Genomic DNA, 16,146 nt, shown 5'->3' on the forward strand with positions numbered 1-16,146 from the left:
TGGCAGAAAGAGGAGGGCTGTTCTTTTGTATACAAAATCACTCGGCTGCATCCTGCTGCTTATCAGCCTGACCGTTCTCAGTGGCTGCTGGAGCCGCAGAGAGCTCAATGATCTGGCCATCGTTATGGCACTCGGCGTGGATTTGGATAAGGATGGTTATGCTGTCTCAGCTCAGGTAATGAACCCCGGCCAGGCCGGCAATCTGACAGGAGGCTCTAATGGAAGTCTGCCTGTTGTAACATATAAAGCTACAGGCAGAACGATACCGGAAGCGCTTCAGCGTATGCTCAGTACAACCCCGCGCGATCTGTACCTGGCTCACGTCCGGGTGCTGGTCTTCGGAGAGGCTTATGCCAGGCAGGGTGTAGGCGATGCCATCGATTTTCTGACCCGCAGTCATGAGCTACGGACGGATTTCTTCCTGCTTGTAGCCAAGCATACCGAGGCAATTAAAATTCTGGATGTCATCACTCCCTTTGAGCAGATTCCGGCCAATTCCCTCTATTCCTCCATACTTGTCTCGCACAAAAACTGGGCAGGCACAGGAAAAGTGACGCTGCAGCAGTTCATTGTAGAGCTGGAGCGCGGCGGCTCCAACCCGATCATGTCCGGGGTTCAGCTGCAGGGTGACACTTCTGAGCAGGGTTCTCTCAAAAATGTACAGAGCGTAATTCCTAAATCCCTGATCAAGCAGGCCGGCATCGCCGTATTCAAAAAAGACAAGCTCATCGGCTGGCTAGGGGAAGCCCCGAGTAAAACGGTCAATTATGTGCTGAATGAGGTAGATACAACCGAAGGCAGCATCGATTCTCCGGACGGCGGCGTTGCAGGCTTTATCATCACCGATGCCAAAAGCCGCATCAGGATTTCGATCAATGAAAAGAATGAGCCCGAATTTGTCATCCAGCTAAAAGCGGAGGCCAATCTCACCACGCTTCACAGCAGGCTTGACCTCAGCCGGACAGCCAGCATCAAAGAGCTGGAGCAGCGGATCGAAGAGAAATTTGATAATCTGATGGCTGCCAATATCAGGATTGTTCAGGAGAAGTTCGACTCTGATATTTTCGGGCTGGGCGAAGAGCTGCACCGGCAGTACCCGAAGCTGTGGCGCAGCTACCGTAAGCACTGGGACGAGAGCTTCCAGTCGGTCAAGGTCAGCGTCAAATCCGATGTCGCCATCCGGCGGATCGGTTCAGTCGTGCAGCCGCAGCAAAAGGAGATGGAACAGAAATGAACTGGGGTCTCTTATTAGTCATTTCACTGATTCTGGTGCCGGTATTTGAAACGCCTCAGCTGGTCAAGCTTCACTCCCCCAGGGATCTGGTTGTCTTCTTCGGATTATGGGCCGTTGCGCTGGCCTCTGCCATCGGTGTGACGGCCGGCCTCCCGCAGTGGAGGGTGCTCGACTGGGCCCGCAGCTTCATTCAGCTTTATCCGGGCTGAACATTATGAGATGAAAGGAGGCTGCCTGTGAAGCGCCATAGCGGGATAAGCGCATTGCAATTCTTCATATTGACCTTCGGTCTAACCATAGGCACCTCCATTCTTGTCATACCCAGCGGCGTAGCTCATATCGCCAGAGAGGATGCCTGGATCGCCTCATTAGTCAGCATGGCAATCAATCTGCTGATGGTTATTCTGTATATCGCCCTTGCCAGGCTATACCCCGGACAGTCCTTGTACGAGATCCTGGAAGCTGTCACCGGAAAATGGCCCGGCAAGCTGCTGTCACTGGTCTACCTGTTCTACTTCATCTCACTGGTCGGCACTCTGCTGGGCAATCTCGGCTTCTTCGTCTCCGGTGAGGTGATGACGGAAACGCCGCCGGAGGTGGTGCAGATTATTTTCCTGATCGCCGCCATCATCAGCGCCCGCAAAGGGATCATCATCCTCGCCCGGGTCGGGGAGCTGTTCTTCCCGTGGGTAGTGCTGCTGCTGCTCATTCTTATTCTGGCCCTGACCCCGCAGATTGAATGGAATTATATCAAGCCGGTGCTTGAGGACGGGTGGCTGCCGGTGCTGCAGGCCGGTCTGCAATCCTCTGTTTTTCAGGAAGTGATTGTCCTGATGGTCTTCCTTCCCCTCGTCAAGCAACAGAAATCCCGTGAACGCGCCTACCTTCTGGGAACCGCCGCAGGCAATCTTGTCCTCAGTGCCATCGTGCTGCTCAGCGTGCTTGTGCTTGGCATTGAGCAGACGGAGAACAGCACCTTCCCTGCATATGCCCTGGCCAAAACCATCAATATCGGCAACATCCTGCAGCGGGTGGAAGGCATACTGATCACCATCTGGATTCTGACCTATTTCATTAAAATCTCCGTGCTATTCCTGTCCATGCTTCAGGGGCTGCGCAGCATATTCGGGCTGAAGCGGCAAAATCATCTGATCTATCCGCTGGCCGCCCTGTTTATGATCATCGCCTGGAATACCTATATCAACACTGTGTATGTCAATGACATCATCGCTACGGTATGGATGAAATTTTCGTCGCTGTTTCTGTTGATCATGCCGGCCGTCCTTTACCTCATAGCTGTGGTCAGGGTGAAGCTGCTGAAGCAGGAGCAGCCGGAGAATCCTGCAGGCAGCCAGACGCAGCAGCCGGAAAGCCAAAAATCCCCTTAGACTCCGGACACTCCGAAATCTAAGGGGATTTATAATGAATTGTGTATGTTAAAATGAGCGCCTTTTTCTAGAGGAATGGAATTCCCGGTTCAACAGACTCAGACATTTCCCGGCTGCACAGCGGGCGCCAGATTGGCATGCTTACGCCCCGGTATTTCTCCTGTCCGTTCAAAATGCTCAACAATCACGTCAATTTCTTTCTTCAGCTCGGATACAAGCTCGGCTTCAGGTACTTTACGGATCATCTGTCCGTAACGGAACAGCAGACCTTCTCCGCGGGCACCGGCAATACCGATGTCTGCTTCTCGCGCTTCTCCGGGACCGTTAACGGCACAGCCCAGCACAGACACCTTGATCGGCACCTTGAGCTTGGAGATATACTCTTCCACTTCATTCGCGATGGAAAAGAGGTCGATATCCAGACGTCCGCAGGTCGGGCAGGAGATAAGTGTAGCCGCGTTGGAGATCAGGCCAAAGGTCTTGAGCAGCTCACGCGCTACCTTAACCTCTTCCACCGGGTCAGCACTAAGCGAGATGCGCACCGTGCTGCCGATGCCCATCGAGAGCAGCGCACCGATCCCTGCCGAGCTCTTCACCGTTCCGGCGAACAGCGTGCCGGACTCGGTAATCCCGAGATGCAGCGGATAAGGGATGACTTCTGCAGCCTTGCGGTAAGCTTCAATGGCCATAGGAACATCCGAAGCCTTAAGCGAGACGATAATATCGTGGAAATCCAGCTCTTCCAGAATACCGATATGATACAGGGCACTTTCTACCATTGCTTCCGGTGTCGGATAACCGTATTTCTCCAGGAGGTGAGTCTCCAGGGAACCCGCGTTAACCCCGATCCGGATTGGAATGCCTTTGTCCTTACATGCTTTGACTACCGCTTCTACCTTGTCACGGCGGCCGATATTGCCGGGATTGATCCGCACCTTGTCGATACCGTTCTCAATCGCCAGCAGTGCCAGCTTATAGTTGAAATGAATATCCGCAACAAGCGGAATATGAATCCGCTTCTTGATCTCTTTGATCGCTGCAGCCGCTTCTTCATTGTTGACGGTTACGCGCACGATCTGGCAGCCCGCTTCTTCCAGACGCAGAATTTCAGCCACTGTAGCTTCTACGTCAGCGGTCTTGGTCGTACACATGCTTTGAATAGCAACCTCGTTATTACCCCCGATAATTACGCCGCCGACATTGACGGGCCGGGTCTGGTGTCTCAAGAACATGGTTTCTCTCTCCCCCATAACGGTCAAAGCTCCACCCCTCCCGCTCCGCCGTGAAGCGGGATAAGCGGGAGAACGGTGGAGGCTGTGATGTGGTTTATTGTAAGGCCAGCGGCTCTTAGGCGCTTTCCTCTTTCTTTTTGTCTTTCTTGATGCCCAGCTCAGGCAGTGCCTTCTCCTGGACAACCTGCTCCGTAATCACGCAATCCTTGATATCGTCGCGTGACGGAACCTCGTACATCACATCGAGCATGATGCTCTCAATGATAGCTCGCAGACCGCGGGCACCTGTGTTGCGTTTGATCGCTTCCTTGGCAATAGCTTCAAGGGCCTGCGGCTCAAACTTCAGCGCCACATTGTCCATCTCCAGCAGCTTGATGTACTGCTTGGTCAATGCATTCTTAGGCTCAGAGAGAATGCGTACCAAGGTTGTTTCGTCAAGCGGCTCCAGAGTGGAAATAACCGGCAGACGGCCTACAAACTCAGGGATGAGTCCGAATTTCAGCAGGTCTTCAGGCAATACCATAGACAGGTATTCGCCGGCTTTCAGATCCTTCTGGCCTTCAACTGCAGCGTTGAAGCCGATGACTTTTTTGCCGATACGGCGTTTGATCATCTGCTCCAGTCCGTCAAAAGCACCGCCAACGATAAACAGGATGTTCGTCGTGTCGATCTGAATGAACTCCTGGTGAGGATGCTTGCGTCCGCCTTGCGGAGGAACGGAAGCGACTGTACCTTCCAGAATCTTCAGCAGCGCCTGCTGCACGCCTTCACCGGAAACGTCGCGGGTAATCGAAGGGTTCTCCGATTTACGGGCCACTTTATCAATTTCGTCAATATAGATAATGCCGCGTTCGGCCTTCTCAACATCGTAATCTGCAGCCTGGATCAGCTTGAGCAGAATGTTCTCCACATCTTCACCGACATAGCCGGCTTCAGTAAGGGAAGTAGCGTCTGCAATAGCAAAAGGAACGTTGATAATCTTCGCCATCGTCTGGGCCAGCAGGGTCTTACCGGAACCGGTCGGACCGAGCAGCAGAATGTTACTCTTGGTCAGCTCAACATCCTCAATCTTGCTCTGGCTGTTGACACGCTTGTAGTGATTGTATACGGCAACGGAGAGCGATTTCTTCGCCTGCTCCTGGCCGATTACGTACTGGTCAAGAATGTCACGGATCTCTTTCGGCTTCGGAATATCCTTGAGATCCAGCTCTTCCTCATGACCGAGCTCTTCTTCCACGATTTCCGTGCACAGCTCGATACATTCGTCGCATATATAAACGCCCGGTCCTGCTACAAGCTTGCGGACCTGCTCCTGTGACTTACCGCAAAAGGAGCATTTCAGCTGCCCTTTTTCATCATTAAATTTAAACATCTAACCACCCCTTTAAGATATGATCGGTGAAGAGAGTACCTGGTCGATAAGCCCGTATTCCTTCGCTTCTTCCGCGCTCATGAAGTTATCGCGGTCCGTATCCCGTTCGATTTTATCAAGGGGTTGACCTGTGCGCTCCACATAAATCTGATTCAACTTCTGTCTCGTCTTGAGAATCCAGTCTGTATGAATCCAAATATCGGACGCCTGCCCCTGAACACCGCCGAGCGGCTGATGAATCATAACCTCGCTGTTGGTCAGCGCATAACGCTTGCCTGGCGCTCCAGCTGTGAGCAGCAGTGAACCCATGCTGGCTGCCATTCCGACGCAAATGGTTGAAACGTCCGGTTTGATATATTGCATCGTATCATATATACCCATGCCGGCTGTTACAGAACCACCGGGCGAGTTGATGTACAAGTGTATGTCTTTTTCCGGGTCATCAGCGGCCAGGAACAGCAGCTGGGCAATGACCAGATTGGCAACATCATCGTCAATCGCATTGCTCAGGAAGATAATGCGGTCCTTAAGCAATCGGGAATAAATATCGTATGAGCGTTCGCCACGATTCGTTGATTCCACAACCATAGGTACCAGACTCATGCCACCAACCTCTTTTCTCTTTACAGATTAGTCTTACCGTTTCAGAAATATTTTAACACGTTCGCGGCGGGATGTCATTTTTTCACTATCAGCAAAAAACGCATGATACCGCGTGCCTGCCATTATAGCGCACTTCCTGGCAGAATGCCAATCCGTCTTCTGGTTATGTACACACAAACGCCCCTCCACCGATAAAAAATAAGGCACGTAACAGAACTTACGTGCCTTATTGACTGCTATTATGGAGGCCGACTTGCCTGGCCGCTCTAGGTAAAATGAAGTTTACAGCTGAACTTACTCAGCGCTTGCTTCTTCAGCCGGTGCTTCTTCAGCTGCAGGTGCTTCTACTTCAACGCTGCTTGCTACAAGCAGGTCGATTGTTTTGCGCAGGGAGATTTCTTCGTTCAGGCTGCTCAGGGAGCCGTTCGCTGCCAGAATGCTGCGGATCTCTTCAGGTGTACGCTTGAAGGATTCAGCCATGTTAGCAAGCTCCTGGGTTACTTCCTCTTCGGAAACCTCAATGTTCTCTTCCTTCGCGATCACTTCAAGAACCAGGTTGTTGCGGACGCGCTTCTCGGCATCGCCCTTCATCTGGCCTTCCAGATCTTCACGGGTCTGGCCGGAGAAGCTGAGGAACATGTCCATGTTCATGCCCTGCTGACGAAGACGGTTGTCGAAATCACGAACCATGTTCGCTACTTCGCTCTTGATCATCGCTTCAGGAATTTCAACTTCAGCGTTGGCTGCTGCTGCGTCAACTACCGCATTTTCGCGTACGCCTTTAAGTTCATCCTGCTTGCGGGATTCAAGCTGTGCCTTCAGGTCTGCTTTGTATTCTTCCAGTGTGTCGAATTCACTTACATCCTTAGCGAATTCGTCATCCAACTCAGGAAGCTGTTTGCGCTTGATTTCGTGCAGCTTCACTTTGAATACTGCAGCCTTGCCGGCAAGGTTCTCTGCATGGTAGCTCTCAGGGAAGGTAACTTCAACATCCTTGAAATCGCCAGTAGCCATACCTACAACCTGCTCTTCAAAGCCAGGGATGAAGGAGTTGCTGCCAAGCTCAAGGGAATGACGCTCAGCTGAACCGCCTTCGAAAGGAACGCCGTCAACAGAACCTTCAAAGTCGATCACAGCGATGTCGCCGTTAACTGCCGCTTCTTCTTCAACAACAACCAGCTCAGCATGACGCTCCTGCAGGCGTTTCAGTTCAGCGTTCAGCTCGTCTTCCGTAACTTCAGCCTTCTGGGCAGGAACTTCCAGGCCTTTGTACTGACCCAGCTTCACTTCAGGCTTAACCGTGATCTTCGCTTTGAAGATGAAGGCTTGGCCTTTCGCGAATTGCTCGATGTCCACTTCAGGACGGTCAACAGGGAAGATGTCAGTCTGCTCAACAGCTTCGCCGTATACTTCAGGAAGAAGGATGTCGATTGCATCCTGGTATAGGCTTTCTACACCGAAACGGGATTCAAAGATCGGCCGCGGCACTTTACCTTTACGGAAGCCAGGTACGTTTGCTTTCTTAACCACTTTATTAAAAGCCTTGTCGAGAGCTGCAGCTACGCGCTCTGCTTCTACTTCGACTTCAAGAACTCCAAGGTTCTTCTCTATTTTTTCCCAGGTTGCTTTCATAATATACTTTTCCCTCCAAAAATAGGTTGCATGTTAACTTAGATTATTACGACTTTCACGCACAGAATAACCATTATATTATATACAACATCGCCTTATTTATCAAGTATGGAACTCTTAACAAATCCTTTCAGGGAACGGTATGCCCCTTCGAATTGAAAGCGCATGCCCCCGGTAATGCCGTACATGGCCCGGGTCTCCTCCTCCTGCCGGGTTCCGTTCAGACTCTCTGATACCAGCTGGTGCAGCGCACCCGCCCAAATATCAAGCAGCTCATCCTCGCCATCCAGCAATTTACGATATTCGCCCGACCCATAAATCGACATAATAAACTGTCCCCAGAGCTCCTGGGCAAAATAATACAATGTAGGCTCATGCACCTCAGCCTGTTCGGCCACCCGTTCCATAACCTGGGCAACCTGTGGCGGAAAGTCCTCATTCTGCAGCGGGACCGCTTCAATCTCGATCTGCGCCAGCTCGCTGCCGCGTGCCAGCCGGATGACTCCCTGAACACCACGCTTTTTAAGCGTCTGCAGCGCCCTGAATTGCAGGAGCGGATGCACCGGGGTCTTTTGCAGCCAGGTTGTCAGCGTCTCATCCACACTGCCGCCCTCCAGATACGAGAGCTGCTCCAGCGCCAGAATGGTTCCCTCCGACAGCGGCTCATTCATCACCTTGCGCAGCAGCTTGTCCGGGTAACCCGCATCCTCTTCTAGCTTGGATTTCGCCAAAATACGGGCCATGTCCTCTTCCTTCAGATCCTGCTCCTCGCTGGAAGCGGCACGGTCCGCCTCTGTGCTTCCGGCATCATACGGAAACGCCGCCTCCAGCCAGTCCAGCAATGACTGCCATTCCTCGTAGTGCCGCTCCTCCTGTCCCTGGCATTGCAGCAGAAACCGCAGCAGTTCCATCGCTTCCCCGTAGCGTTCACTCTCCAGCATTACCGTAAGCTGAATCTGGTAATAATCCAGTGTCTTCGGAAACAGCACGACATTCTCTTTGGCGGGGGAATTGAATTGATTAATGAGGGCACCTCCTTTTTATCCGATCCATGATCAATTGTAGATTATAGCATATCCTGTAGAGCATTCAAAAAAACAAGTTGAAAAAATTATTCATCTATGATAACATAATTTTTGCTTGCTTTTGAGTGTCCGTGTCCCGGTAGCTCAGCTGGATAGAGCATGCGCCTTCTAAGCGCACGGTCGGGGGTTCGAATCCCTTCCGGGACGTAACAAGCAAAGACAGCCTTCCTTCAGGGGGGCTGTTTCTGCTTTCCGGGGGGATGAGCGCCATTGTGGGCGGCGATACTACTCGGAGTCCAAGGAGCCAGCGTTATTGTAGCAGCGATCATAGCTGAAAGTAGAACGGCGAAACATGTCACTATTTGTCTGAGCTCAACCAGAACACTACTGCAGCCTTTAACGGACTCAGATGACGCTATTTGGCCGATTTTCTGCTTAATCCAACTCTAACGGACTCCACAGCCGTTATTCTGCTCCAAAAGGCGCCATTCGCTAACCCAATGCATAAATAACGGCAACCGAGTCCGTTAAACGGTGGAGACACAATAAAACTAACTAATAGCGTCTCCTGAGTCCGTTAGACATCACGCAGTGGGGGCGGACCGAGCTCCTGAGCCGTTAGACATCACGCAGCGGAGGCGGACCGACTCAGGAGTCCGTTAGACATCACGCAGCGGGGGCGGACCAATTCAGGAGTCCGTCAGACAGCGCGCGGCGGGGGCGGACCGACTCAGGAGTCCGTTAGACATCACGCAGCGGGGGCGGACCGACTCAGGAGTCCGTTAGACATCACGCAGCGGGGGCGGACCGACTCAGGAGTCCGTTAGACAGCGCGCGGCGGGGGCGGACCGACTCAGGAGTCCGTTAGACATCCCGCAGCGGGCGCGGACCCATTCAGGAGTCCGTTAGACAGCGCGCAGCGAGTTCAGACCGGACTCAGCAGTCCTCAATACAGCGCGCAGCGGGTGCAACCCGGGCTGTCAGCCAGTAACCGGACAGCCCGAGTCCTCCCCGGGCCTGAAGAAACAAACTATAGAGTTAGTTGAAATCCCCCCGCCAGCATCTAATCGGCGCATTAATGGCTCCCCCGCAGATTTGGTCCAATTGGTACATCAGACAACTTGCCCGTAGCCGCTTTTAACGCAGACGCACCGGCACAAACTCCGTATGCAATGTTTCCCGGACGGACGCTTTTGCAGACTTCTTCATAGAACACTCGCCGCTCGCATTAGCCATACCACTCTGCACAAGCTCCTAATAACGCAGCCGTTACTCCGACTCCATCCGCAGCTTGACCGTACGGATATTCTCCAGATCAAACGTCATATTTTCCAGCGGCTTGCTAATGTCTGCGGTGTAGCTGTCGATGGTGATCCGGCCGGCGTAAATTTTGCGTACGGTTATGCTGTGCTTGGCCTTCAGGTAGGACTGTGCCCCGCTCTCGCCGCCGACATAATACGCGCTGATGCTACCGCCCGACTCCAGCTTTGAACCCCGGCACACCGCGAACACCTTGCGGAAGGTGATGTTGCCCGAAGAGAACAGCTCACTCTGCACGATCCCGTCCCGGTGGATGTTGATGTCGCCGTTTGATTTAATAGTGCTGTTCTGGCATTTACCGATGTTGACCTCCACCTTGTTCTCCTGCATCCGGGCCACGCCTGCATGCAGCTCCTCGATCATGCCGATTACACCGTTCAGCGAAGCCTCGTCCATAAAGTCGACCAGCTGAACCGGCTTCAGCATCAGATTCAGAAAATGCATAGTATGCTCCAGATCCTGGTGATACGAAGCCTGGATCGTCTCCAGCACCAAGAGCAGCTCCTTGATCAGCCCGGGGATCCTTTGAAACTTGCTCTCCAGCAGCAGCAGCACCGCCTGGCCGTATTTTACGCTCTGCTTGCGGGCCTGGACGGCCTGGATCAACAGGCGGACCGCCTTCTTGAGCTGGACAGCCTCCTCAATCAGCAGCTTCGAGCAGTTAAAAACCCGGTTGTACAGCACGCCGAAGTAGCCGGAATATAGCTTGCTGTTGAGGACATTCCCCTTGACGACGATACTGCCGGTTGCTGTAATGGTGGAGTTGTAAATACTGCCTTCCACGTAAACATTGCCGAGCGATTCAATAATCATATTGTCTTCGACATTCCCCTGCACCACCACATCGCCGGAAAAGAGGATGTTCCCCGTTTTGATGCTGACGTTGCCCGGAACGGTATAAGTAGTCGTAATGTCAAAAGTTTTGACCTTCTCCCCGGTAACCCGGGGACGGCCTTCCCGCAGCGCACGGATCTCATTGTTGATCAGCAGCACCGTGTTATTCTTGGCAACGATTGTAATATCGCCCGGGATGGGCGGATACAGAATCTCTCCGTACACGTCACAACCGGGAATCCCTTCAATGTAAGGGATTTTGCGGGCAATCACCTGGCCCCTGATCACAGACGGAATCCGGAGATGGCTGCGGAAGTCCACGTGGCCCTCTATTTCGCTGAATTCATTCTCAATCGTCTCCGAAAAAAACAGCTCAAGCGCCGCATTCTCCCCCGGAACCGCCGCCCGCCCCTTGGCCGCTGTAATCGGCTGGTAAGTGGGGTTTTGCAGCTCGGCATGAATGCCGGAAATGTTCAGGTTCTGCATAATGCCCCGCTGCTCGAAATCGGCAATAACCTGATTGAGTCCAAGCAGCCCGATTACCGTATCTGTGTCCATCGCCGCTTCTACTTCAACCATGCTGGAAGAATAACAGTCATTCAGCTTCCACTGGTAACGCCGCGTTGAATACAGGGTGAAAAAAGCCTGCAAATGATCCTCCGATACATGAATCCTGTACAGCGGAGGCTCCGTTATCGACCATTTTATCTCATCCAGTGTGGTTACCTCGGCAGGACCTGTAATCGGCTCCCCGTTGACGCTGATAACGACCGGAGCAGCAGCCGAGATCACTGCCGGACTGCCGCCGGGCAGCGGGTCCTGGACGAAGATTTTACCTGCCCGGACTAGCACACGCCCTCCAAGGTCATTTTCGGCTTCAGCTTCAATAAAAGCCTGATCCAGCTCATCCTCATCCACATGCTCGGAAAGCTCCAGCATGTTGATCAGCTTGTTCAGCTCCTGCTCACTCATACGGTCTGGCATTGGGGCTGCACCTCCCTGGTAAGTGCCCATTTGTCGAAAAAATGCACAATCTGCGTAATTGCTTTCATTGTAGTATTAATAATTTTTATTAGCAATCACTAAACAGCGGAACTCTGCGGGCATACAAAAAAGCCGCCCGGAGAGCAACATCCACCCCGGACAGCCGGAAAGCTTGTTTTAGTGTCCTTTTTTGCGGTTGCCCAGCCACAGCGGGAACCGGAAAATGAAGTTGATCAGCAGCACGACGAAGACCAGCACCGCCGCCGACTTGTCGGCAATCTGACGCGCGTCTTCGACAATTGCCTCGGACTGCACATACCAGAGATGCACCGCCAGGGTCTCCCCCGGGGAGAACAGGTTGAAGTCCCACATCTCGCCGGAGGTGCTGAGGCCGGCGGTCAGGATTATTACTGCCGACTCCCCGAAGGCGCGGCCCGCTACGAGGCAGATGCCGGTAACGATGGCCGGCAGGGCCACAGGCAATACGACCTTGCGGATGACGTGGAATTTGGTCATCCCCAGCGCATAGCCGGCTTCACGGATGTCGCCGGGAACGGCGCGCACCGCTTCTTCGGTTACGCGGGCCAGCATCGGCAGGTTAAGCAGGGCCAGCGAGACGCCGCCGCCGAGAATGGTCAGGCCAATGTCGAAGTATTCGGCGAAGATGGCCAGCCCCAGAAGACCAAAGACGATGGAAGGCACCGAGGACAGCGACTCCACGCAGATGCGCAGTGCGCCGGTAAAGCGGTTATCCGGAGCGTACTCCGCCATATAGATCCCTGCGCCCAATCCGATTGGAATCGAAATCAGCAAAGAGATAAACAGGATGTAGAAGGAGTTGAACAGCACCGGCCCGATGCCGCCGCCCGGATCAATCTCTTCCGGGAGCTTGACGAGGAACTCGGGTCTGAGCTGCGGCAATCCTTTGCTGAGAATCGTAAAGAGCAGCCAGAAGATCAGCAGCATAACCAGTGCACCCAGCGCATAGAAGCCGAAGGTGGCGATCTGGTTGTTGCGCCGGGAGCGTGCAGTATGAGGATTACGGGTAAAGTTCATTACGCACCCTCCCTTTTCCGGCCGATTATACGGATGACAAGAATCATCACAAAGGAAATAAGCAGCAGCAGAAAGGCCATCATATGCAGCGCGTAGTTCCAATTCGAGTCAAATTCCACGTTCGAAATCTGCATAACAATGTTACTGGTCAGTACGGAAGACGGGGTAAACAGGCTTTTGGCCAGCTGCGGCGTATTCCCGATCACCATAACTACAGCCATGGTCTCGCCGACTGAACGGGTCATCCCAAGAATAATTGCCGAGATAATCCCCCGCTTAGCCGCCGGCAGCACAACCCGCATGATTACCTGCAGACGGGTGGAGCCAAGGGCATAGGCTGCATCGCGGAATTTGCGCGGCACCGCCAGTATGGCATCATCGCTGATCCGGCAGATCGTAGGCAGCACCATAAGTGCCAGGACAAGCGCAGCCGCCAGAATCCCGTCGCCCAGTCCTTCACCGCTGATTCTGCGCAGAAAAGGCAACAATACAGTGAGCCCCAGGTAGCCATATACTATAGAAGGAATGCCGACGAGCAGGTCGAGCACAGGACGGATGAAGCTCTTCATCCATTTCGGGGCAATCTCCGCGCAGAGCACAGCCATCCCCACAGAAACCGGCACTGCAATCAGCAGCGTTAGCGCAGTCAGGGTAAGTGTATTTACAATAAAGGCCGCCGCACCAAAAGCCTCCTCCTCCGGTGTCCAGTTAAAGGACAGGAAGAACTCGGCCGGAGAGACATCCCCGAACAGCAGCAGCGCTGTTTTTCCGATGAACACAATGACAAGTCCAAGCACGAAGCACAATGCCAGGATGCTAAAAAAGAAGTAATAACGCGATAACCGGTTGCCAAGCAGATGTCTTCTGTGGCGTTTATCATTAATGTTGCTATGCTCAGCCTTATTTGGCGTTTGGGATGCCAGGCTTTGGACGGGTGCCCCCATACTTTCCCTCCTGTAAGCGGCCACCCCCGAATATTCCGGAGCTGGCCGCTGTTACCGTTCAATATAATGAAGCTTTACCTTAGCCTTTCATTGCTGCGATCGGGATGAATTTAAGCTTTTTGAGCGAGCCGTTCTGGAACTTCTTGCTCTGTACATACTCGATGAATTCTTTTGTAGCGCCGGTTGGCTGGCCTTTGGTCATGTAGTAGCCGTATGCCCAGATCTTGTACGAGCCGTTGATTACGTTATCTGTAGTAGCTGCAACACCGTTGTGCTTTACAGCCTTGATGTCGCTGCCGCTTACGTATACAAGGTCGATATAACCGATGGAGTTAGGAGTAGTGGCAACGGCAGTCTTCATGTCACCGCTGGAGCCTGTTTCCTTGTAGTTCTTTTCTTTCTTCACGATGTCTCCGCCGCCCAGCGCTTTAGCCTGGTAGTTAACGCGTGTACCGGAACCGAAAGAACGGGTAATAACTACGATGTTGGCGTCCGATCCGCCGACTTCTTTCCAGTTGGTGATTTTACCGGAGAAAATACCGGCCAGCTGTTCAGTGGTCAGGTTGTCTACGCCGACGTTTTTGTTAACGATCGTGGCAAAAGGAATAACCGCTACCTTGTTCGCTACCTGTCCGTCAAAAGCCTTGAACCCTGGAACGTCAATGCTTGCATCCCAGTCGCAGGCGCCGATATCAGCGATGCCCTTTTTTACAGCCTGGGGACCTGTTACGGAACCTTTACCGGAAGCGGCGATTTTCACCTTAGGGTGCAGCTTCTGGAATTCCTTGGCAGCCTGCAGTGTGAGCGGAAGCAGTGCGGTCGAACCGTTGATTGTGATTTTACCCTTGAGGGTGTCGGCTGCTGCCGCAATACCTGCGAATGATGCGGTTACTGCGATTACTGCTGTCAGTGCCGTTACCGTAAATTTTTTGAAAAGCTTCATGATCTGAATTCTCCTCCCGGCGCTATGCCGTTATATTGTGTGGGCTATGAGGGACGTGTCTTATTTAGTCAACTGCAGTGCTTTGCCGCCCTGGATCAGCAGAACTTTACCATCGCTTACTACCGCCAGCTTGCTGCCGTCATGGGATACCGCAATTTCGGATACATCTTCAGCCGTCTGGAACAGCACGGTTTTATTGCCGCTTGCATCGATGGAATAGATGGTAGTGCTTCCGTCAGCAGCCATTCCGGATACGACCAGACCCGTAGCTACACCGGCAGACCAGGTTGCTTCCGTATCGAGTGCAATGTTAGTAATGGTAGCTCCGTCAGCGCTGATCGACTTCAGGGTGTTAGCCGCATTTCCTTCAGCGTCTGCACTCAGATAAACAACGCCGCCGTTAGCCAGGATCTCTGGATACAGCTTGTTGTCGAGCTCGGTAGTCAGTGCTTTTGGCTTGGCATCCTTGGTTGCAAGATCCAGCTTGAAGAGCTGCTCTCCGGCTTTGCTGTAGTCTACAGTCAGGGAATCTTCAGTGCTGTCGGCATCGTTTTTGGCTACGCCGGTTACGTTGACGATATACACCACGCTTTTCGCATCAGCGGAGAGGCGCAGCTCGGATTTATTTTCCACTTTATCTTCGAGCACGGCTTTTACTGTTCCGGTTTCAACCGAGATCTGGGCAATTTTCTCCTGCTTGTCGCCCTGGATGAAGTAGATGGTTTTGCCGTCCTGCGACCATACCAGATCCGTCTTCACGCTGGTGTCGGTGCCCAGAGAGGAAATGGCGCCGCTCGACAGGTTGATCAGCTTCAGCTGGCCTGTCTCATCTGTGAACGCGCCCCACTGCTGGTCGGCGGAAACTGCGAAATCAAGCGCACTTTCATTGGAAGAAAACACTTCATAATCGCCCGGATATGCGCTGAACTTCAGCAGCTGGGCTGTTTCGGAGTCACTCTTGTTCGCAATGATGCTGCCGTCTGCTGTCCAGTGCAGGGTATCAAACTGGCCTTCCGGACGGGCGAAGCTCAAAATCTCCATGCTTTCCGCCGAAAGCTCTCCGCCCAGGGCAGTTACGAGCTTGGTCAGCTCAACGTAAACTTTACCGTTATATACGACAGGCGCTACCGTAAACTGCTGGGATGCACCATCCACCACATAGGTTTTGGAGCCTGCTTGAAGCTGTACCGTATGTAGCCCCTTGCTGTCATTCAGTTCAAATCCGCCGTTTGCGAGAATCAGCTTGGCACCAAGCTCACCGGCTACCTGGCTAAGCGAATACAGTTTGTAGCCGCTGCTGTCAATTGTGCTGAACCGGGCCGGATTGCTGTTTACAGTCCATGTGGCTGTCCCTGTTTTGACGGTACTGGCCACGGCTGCGGCACTCGCGCTGTTCGCTCCCAGAATACTGCCTGCTCCTCCTGTTACAAGAAGTGCAGAAGCCAAAGCCGCGCTGAACCATTTACTATTTCTCAATTAGATTCACCCTTTTCATATAGGTAACTGCTAATGCTATTTTCTGCTATCAGTGTGAATTCTGTTCGAGAGGAATGTTTTGGAAATATTAAGTACACAAAAA

Annotated in this window: 13 protein-coding genes and 1 tRNA gene; 4 read left to right on the forward strand and 10 right to left on the reverse strand. The window is 52.9% G+C overall.

Going from position 1 to position 16,146, the window contains the following annotated elements; all coding sequences use genetic code 11:
• Positions 1-25: 25 nt before the first annotated feature.
• From BLR64_RS13375 to BLR64_RS13385, 3 genes are read left to right on the forward strand one after another with little or no spacing between them, the layout of a single operon-like run.
• Positions 26-1,234: a Ger(x)C family spore germination protein gene (locus BLR64_RS13375; RefSeq protein WP_090714820.1), complete on the forward strand. Its 1,209-nt coding sequence runs from the start codon at positions 26-28 to the stop codon at positions 1,232-1,234.
• A complete protein-coding gene (locus BLR64_RS13380) occupies positions 1,231-1,443 on the forward strand; it encodes a hypothetical protein (protein ID WP_090714821.1) in 213 nt (70 codons plus the stop codon). Before BLR64_RS13375 ends, BLR64_RS13380 begins: the two co-directional genes overlap by 4 nt.
• 27 nt (positions 1,444-1,470) lie before the next feature.
• The gene (locus BLR64_RS13385; protein WP_090714823.1) at positions 1,471-2,622 is read left to right on the forward strand and encodes a GerAB/ArcD/ProY family transporter; all 1,152 of its coding nucleotides are present in this window, start codon (positions 1,471-1,473) and stop codon (positions 2,620-2,622) included.
• 98 nt (positions 2,623-2,720) lie between these two features.
• Here the strand turns inward: BLR64_RS13385 and ispG are convergent, their stop codons facing one another.
• From ispG to BLR64_RS13410, 5 genes are all read right to left on the reverse strand, one after another.
• Complete coding sequence (ispG, locus tag BLR64_RS13390) at positions 2,721-3,854, reverse strand: flavodoxin-dependent (E)-4-hydroxy-3-methylbut-2-enyl-diphosphate synthase (RefSeq protein ID WP_090714825.1); 1,134 nt, start codon at positions 3,852-3,854, stop codon at positions 2,721-2,723.
• 115 nt (positions 3,855-3,969) lie between these two features.
• A complete protein-coding gene (gene clpX, locus BLR64_RS13395; protein ID WP_068726859.1) occupies positions 3,970-5,226 on the reverse strand; it encodes an ATP-dependent protease ATP-binding subunit ClpX in 1,257 nt (418 codons plus the stop codon).
• 12 nt (positions 5,227-5,238) lie between these two features.
• Positions 5,239-5,829, reverse strand: a complete 591-nt coding sequence (clpP, locus tag BLR64_RS13400; RefSeq protein ID WP_090714827.1) for an ATP-dependent Clp endopeptidase proteolytic subunit ClpP — start codon at positions 5,827-5,829, stop codon at positions 5,239-5,241.
• A gap of 294 nt (positions 5,830-6,123) precedes the next feature.
• Positions 6,124-7,461, reverse strand: coding sequence for a trigger factor (tig, locus tag BLR64_RS13405; RefSeq protein ID WP_090714828.1), 1,338 nt, complete (start codon positions 7,459-7,461; stop codon positions 6,124-6,126).
• 95 nt (positions 7,462-7,556) lie between these two features.
• Positions 7,557-8,402, reverse strand: coding sequence for a hypothetical protein (locus BLR64_RS13410; RefSeq protein WP_090714950.1), 846 nt, complete (start codon positions 8,400-8,402; stop codon positions 7,557-7,559).
• A 217-nt stretch (positions 8,403-8,619) separates the two neighbouring features.
• On the opposite strand from BLR64_RS13410, the gene BLR64_RS13415 reads away from it, so the two are divergent.
• Positions 8,620-8,693, forward strand: a tRNA-Arg gene (locus tag BLR64_RS13415).
• 1,062 nt (positions 8,694-9,755) lie between these two features.
• Here the strand turns inward: BLR64_RS13415 and BLR64_RS13420 are convergent.
• The 5 genes from BLR64_RS13420 to BLR64_RS13440 all read right to left on the reverse strand — a co-directional run bounded on the left by BLR64_RS13420 (position 9,756) and on the right by BLR64_RS13440 (position 16,043).
• A complete protein-coding gene (locus BLR64_RS13420) occupies positions 9,756-11,624 on the reverse strand; it encodes a FapA family protein (RefSeq protein ID WP_167360673.1) in 1,869 nt (622 codons plus the stop codon).
• Positions 11,625-11,801: 177 nt separating this feature from the next.
• On the reverse strand, positions 11,802-12,680 hold the full coding sequence (pstA, locus tag BLR64_RS13425; protein ID WP_090714831.1) for a phosphate ABC transporter permease PstA: 879 nt from the start codon (positions 12,678-12,680) through the stop codon (positions 11,802-11,804).
• Positions 12,680-13,624 (reverse strand): phosphate ABC transporter permease subunit PstC, encoded by a 945-nt coding sequence (pstC, locus tag BLR64_RS13430; protein WP_090714833.1) that lies wholly within the window; start codon positions 13,622-13,624, stop codon positions 12,680-12,682. The genes pstA and pstC overlap by 1 nt, the downstream gene beginning before the upstream one ends.
• Positions 13,625-13,703: 79 nt before the next feature.
• Positions 13,704-14,567 (reverse strand): phosphate ABC transporter substrate-binding protein, encoded by an 864-nt coding sequence (locus BLR64_RS13435; protein WP_068726833.1) that lies wholly within the window; start codon positions 14,565-14,567, stop codon positions 13,704-13,706.
• Positions 14,568-14,627: 60 nt separating this feature from the next.
• Complete coding sequence (locus BLR64_RS13440; protein ID WP_090714835.1) at positions 14,628-16,043, reverse strand: stalk domain-containing protein; 1,416 nt, start codon at positions 16,041-16,043, stop codon at positions 14,628-14,630.
• Positions 16,044-16,146: the final 103 nt, after the last annotated feature.

The sequence above is a fragment of the Paenibacillus typhae genome (assembly GCF_900099765.1).
Taxonomy (GTDB): Bacteria; Bacillota; Bacilli; order Paenibacillales; family Paenibacillaceae; genus Paenibacillus_AQ; species Paenibacillus_AQ typhae.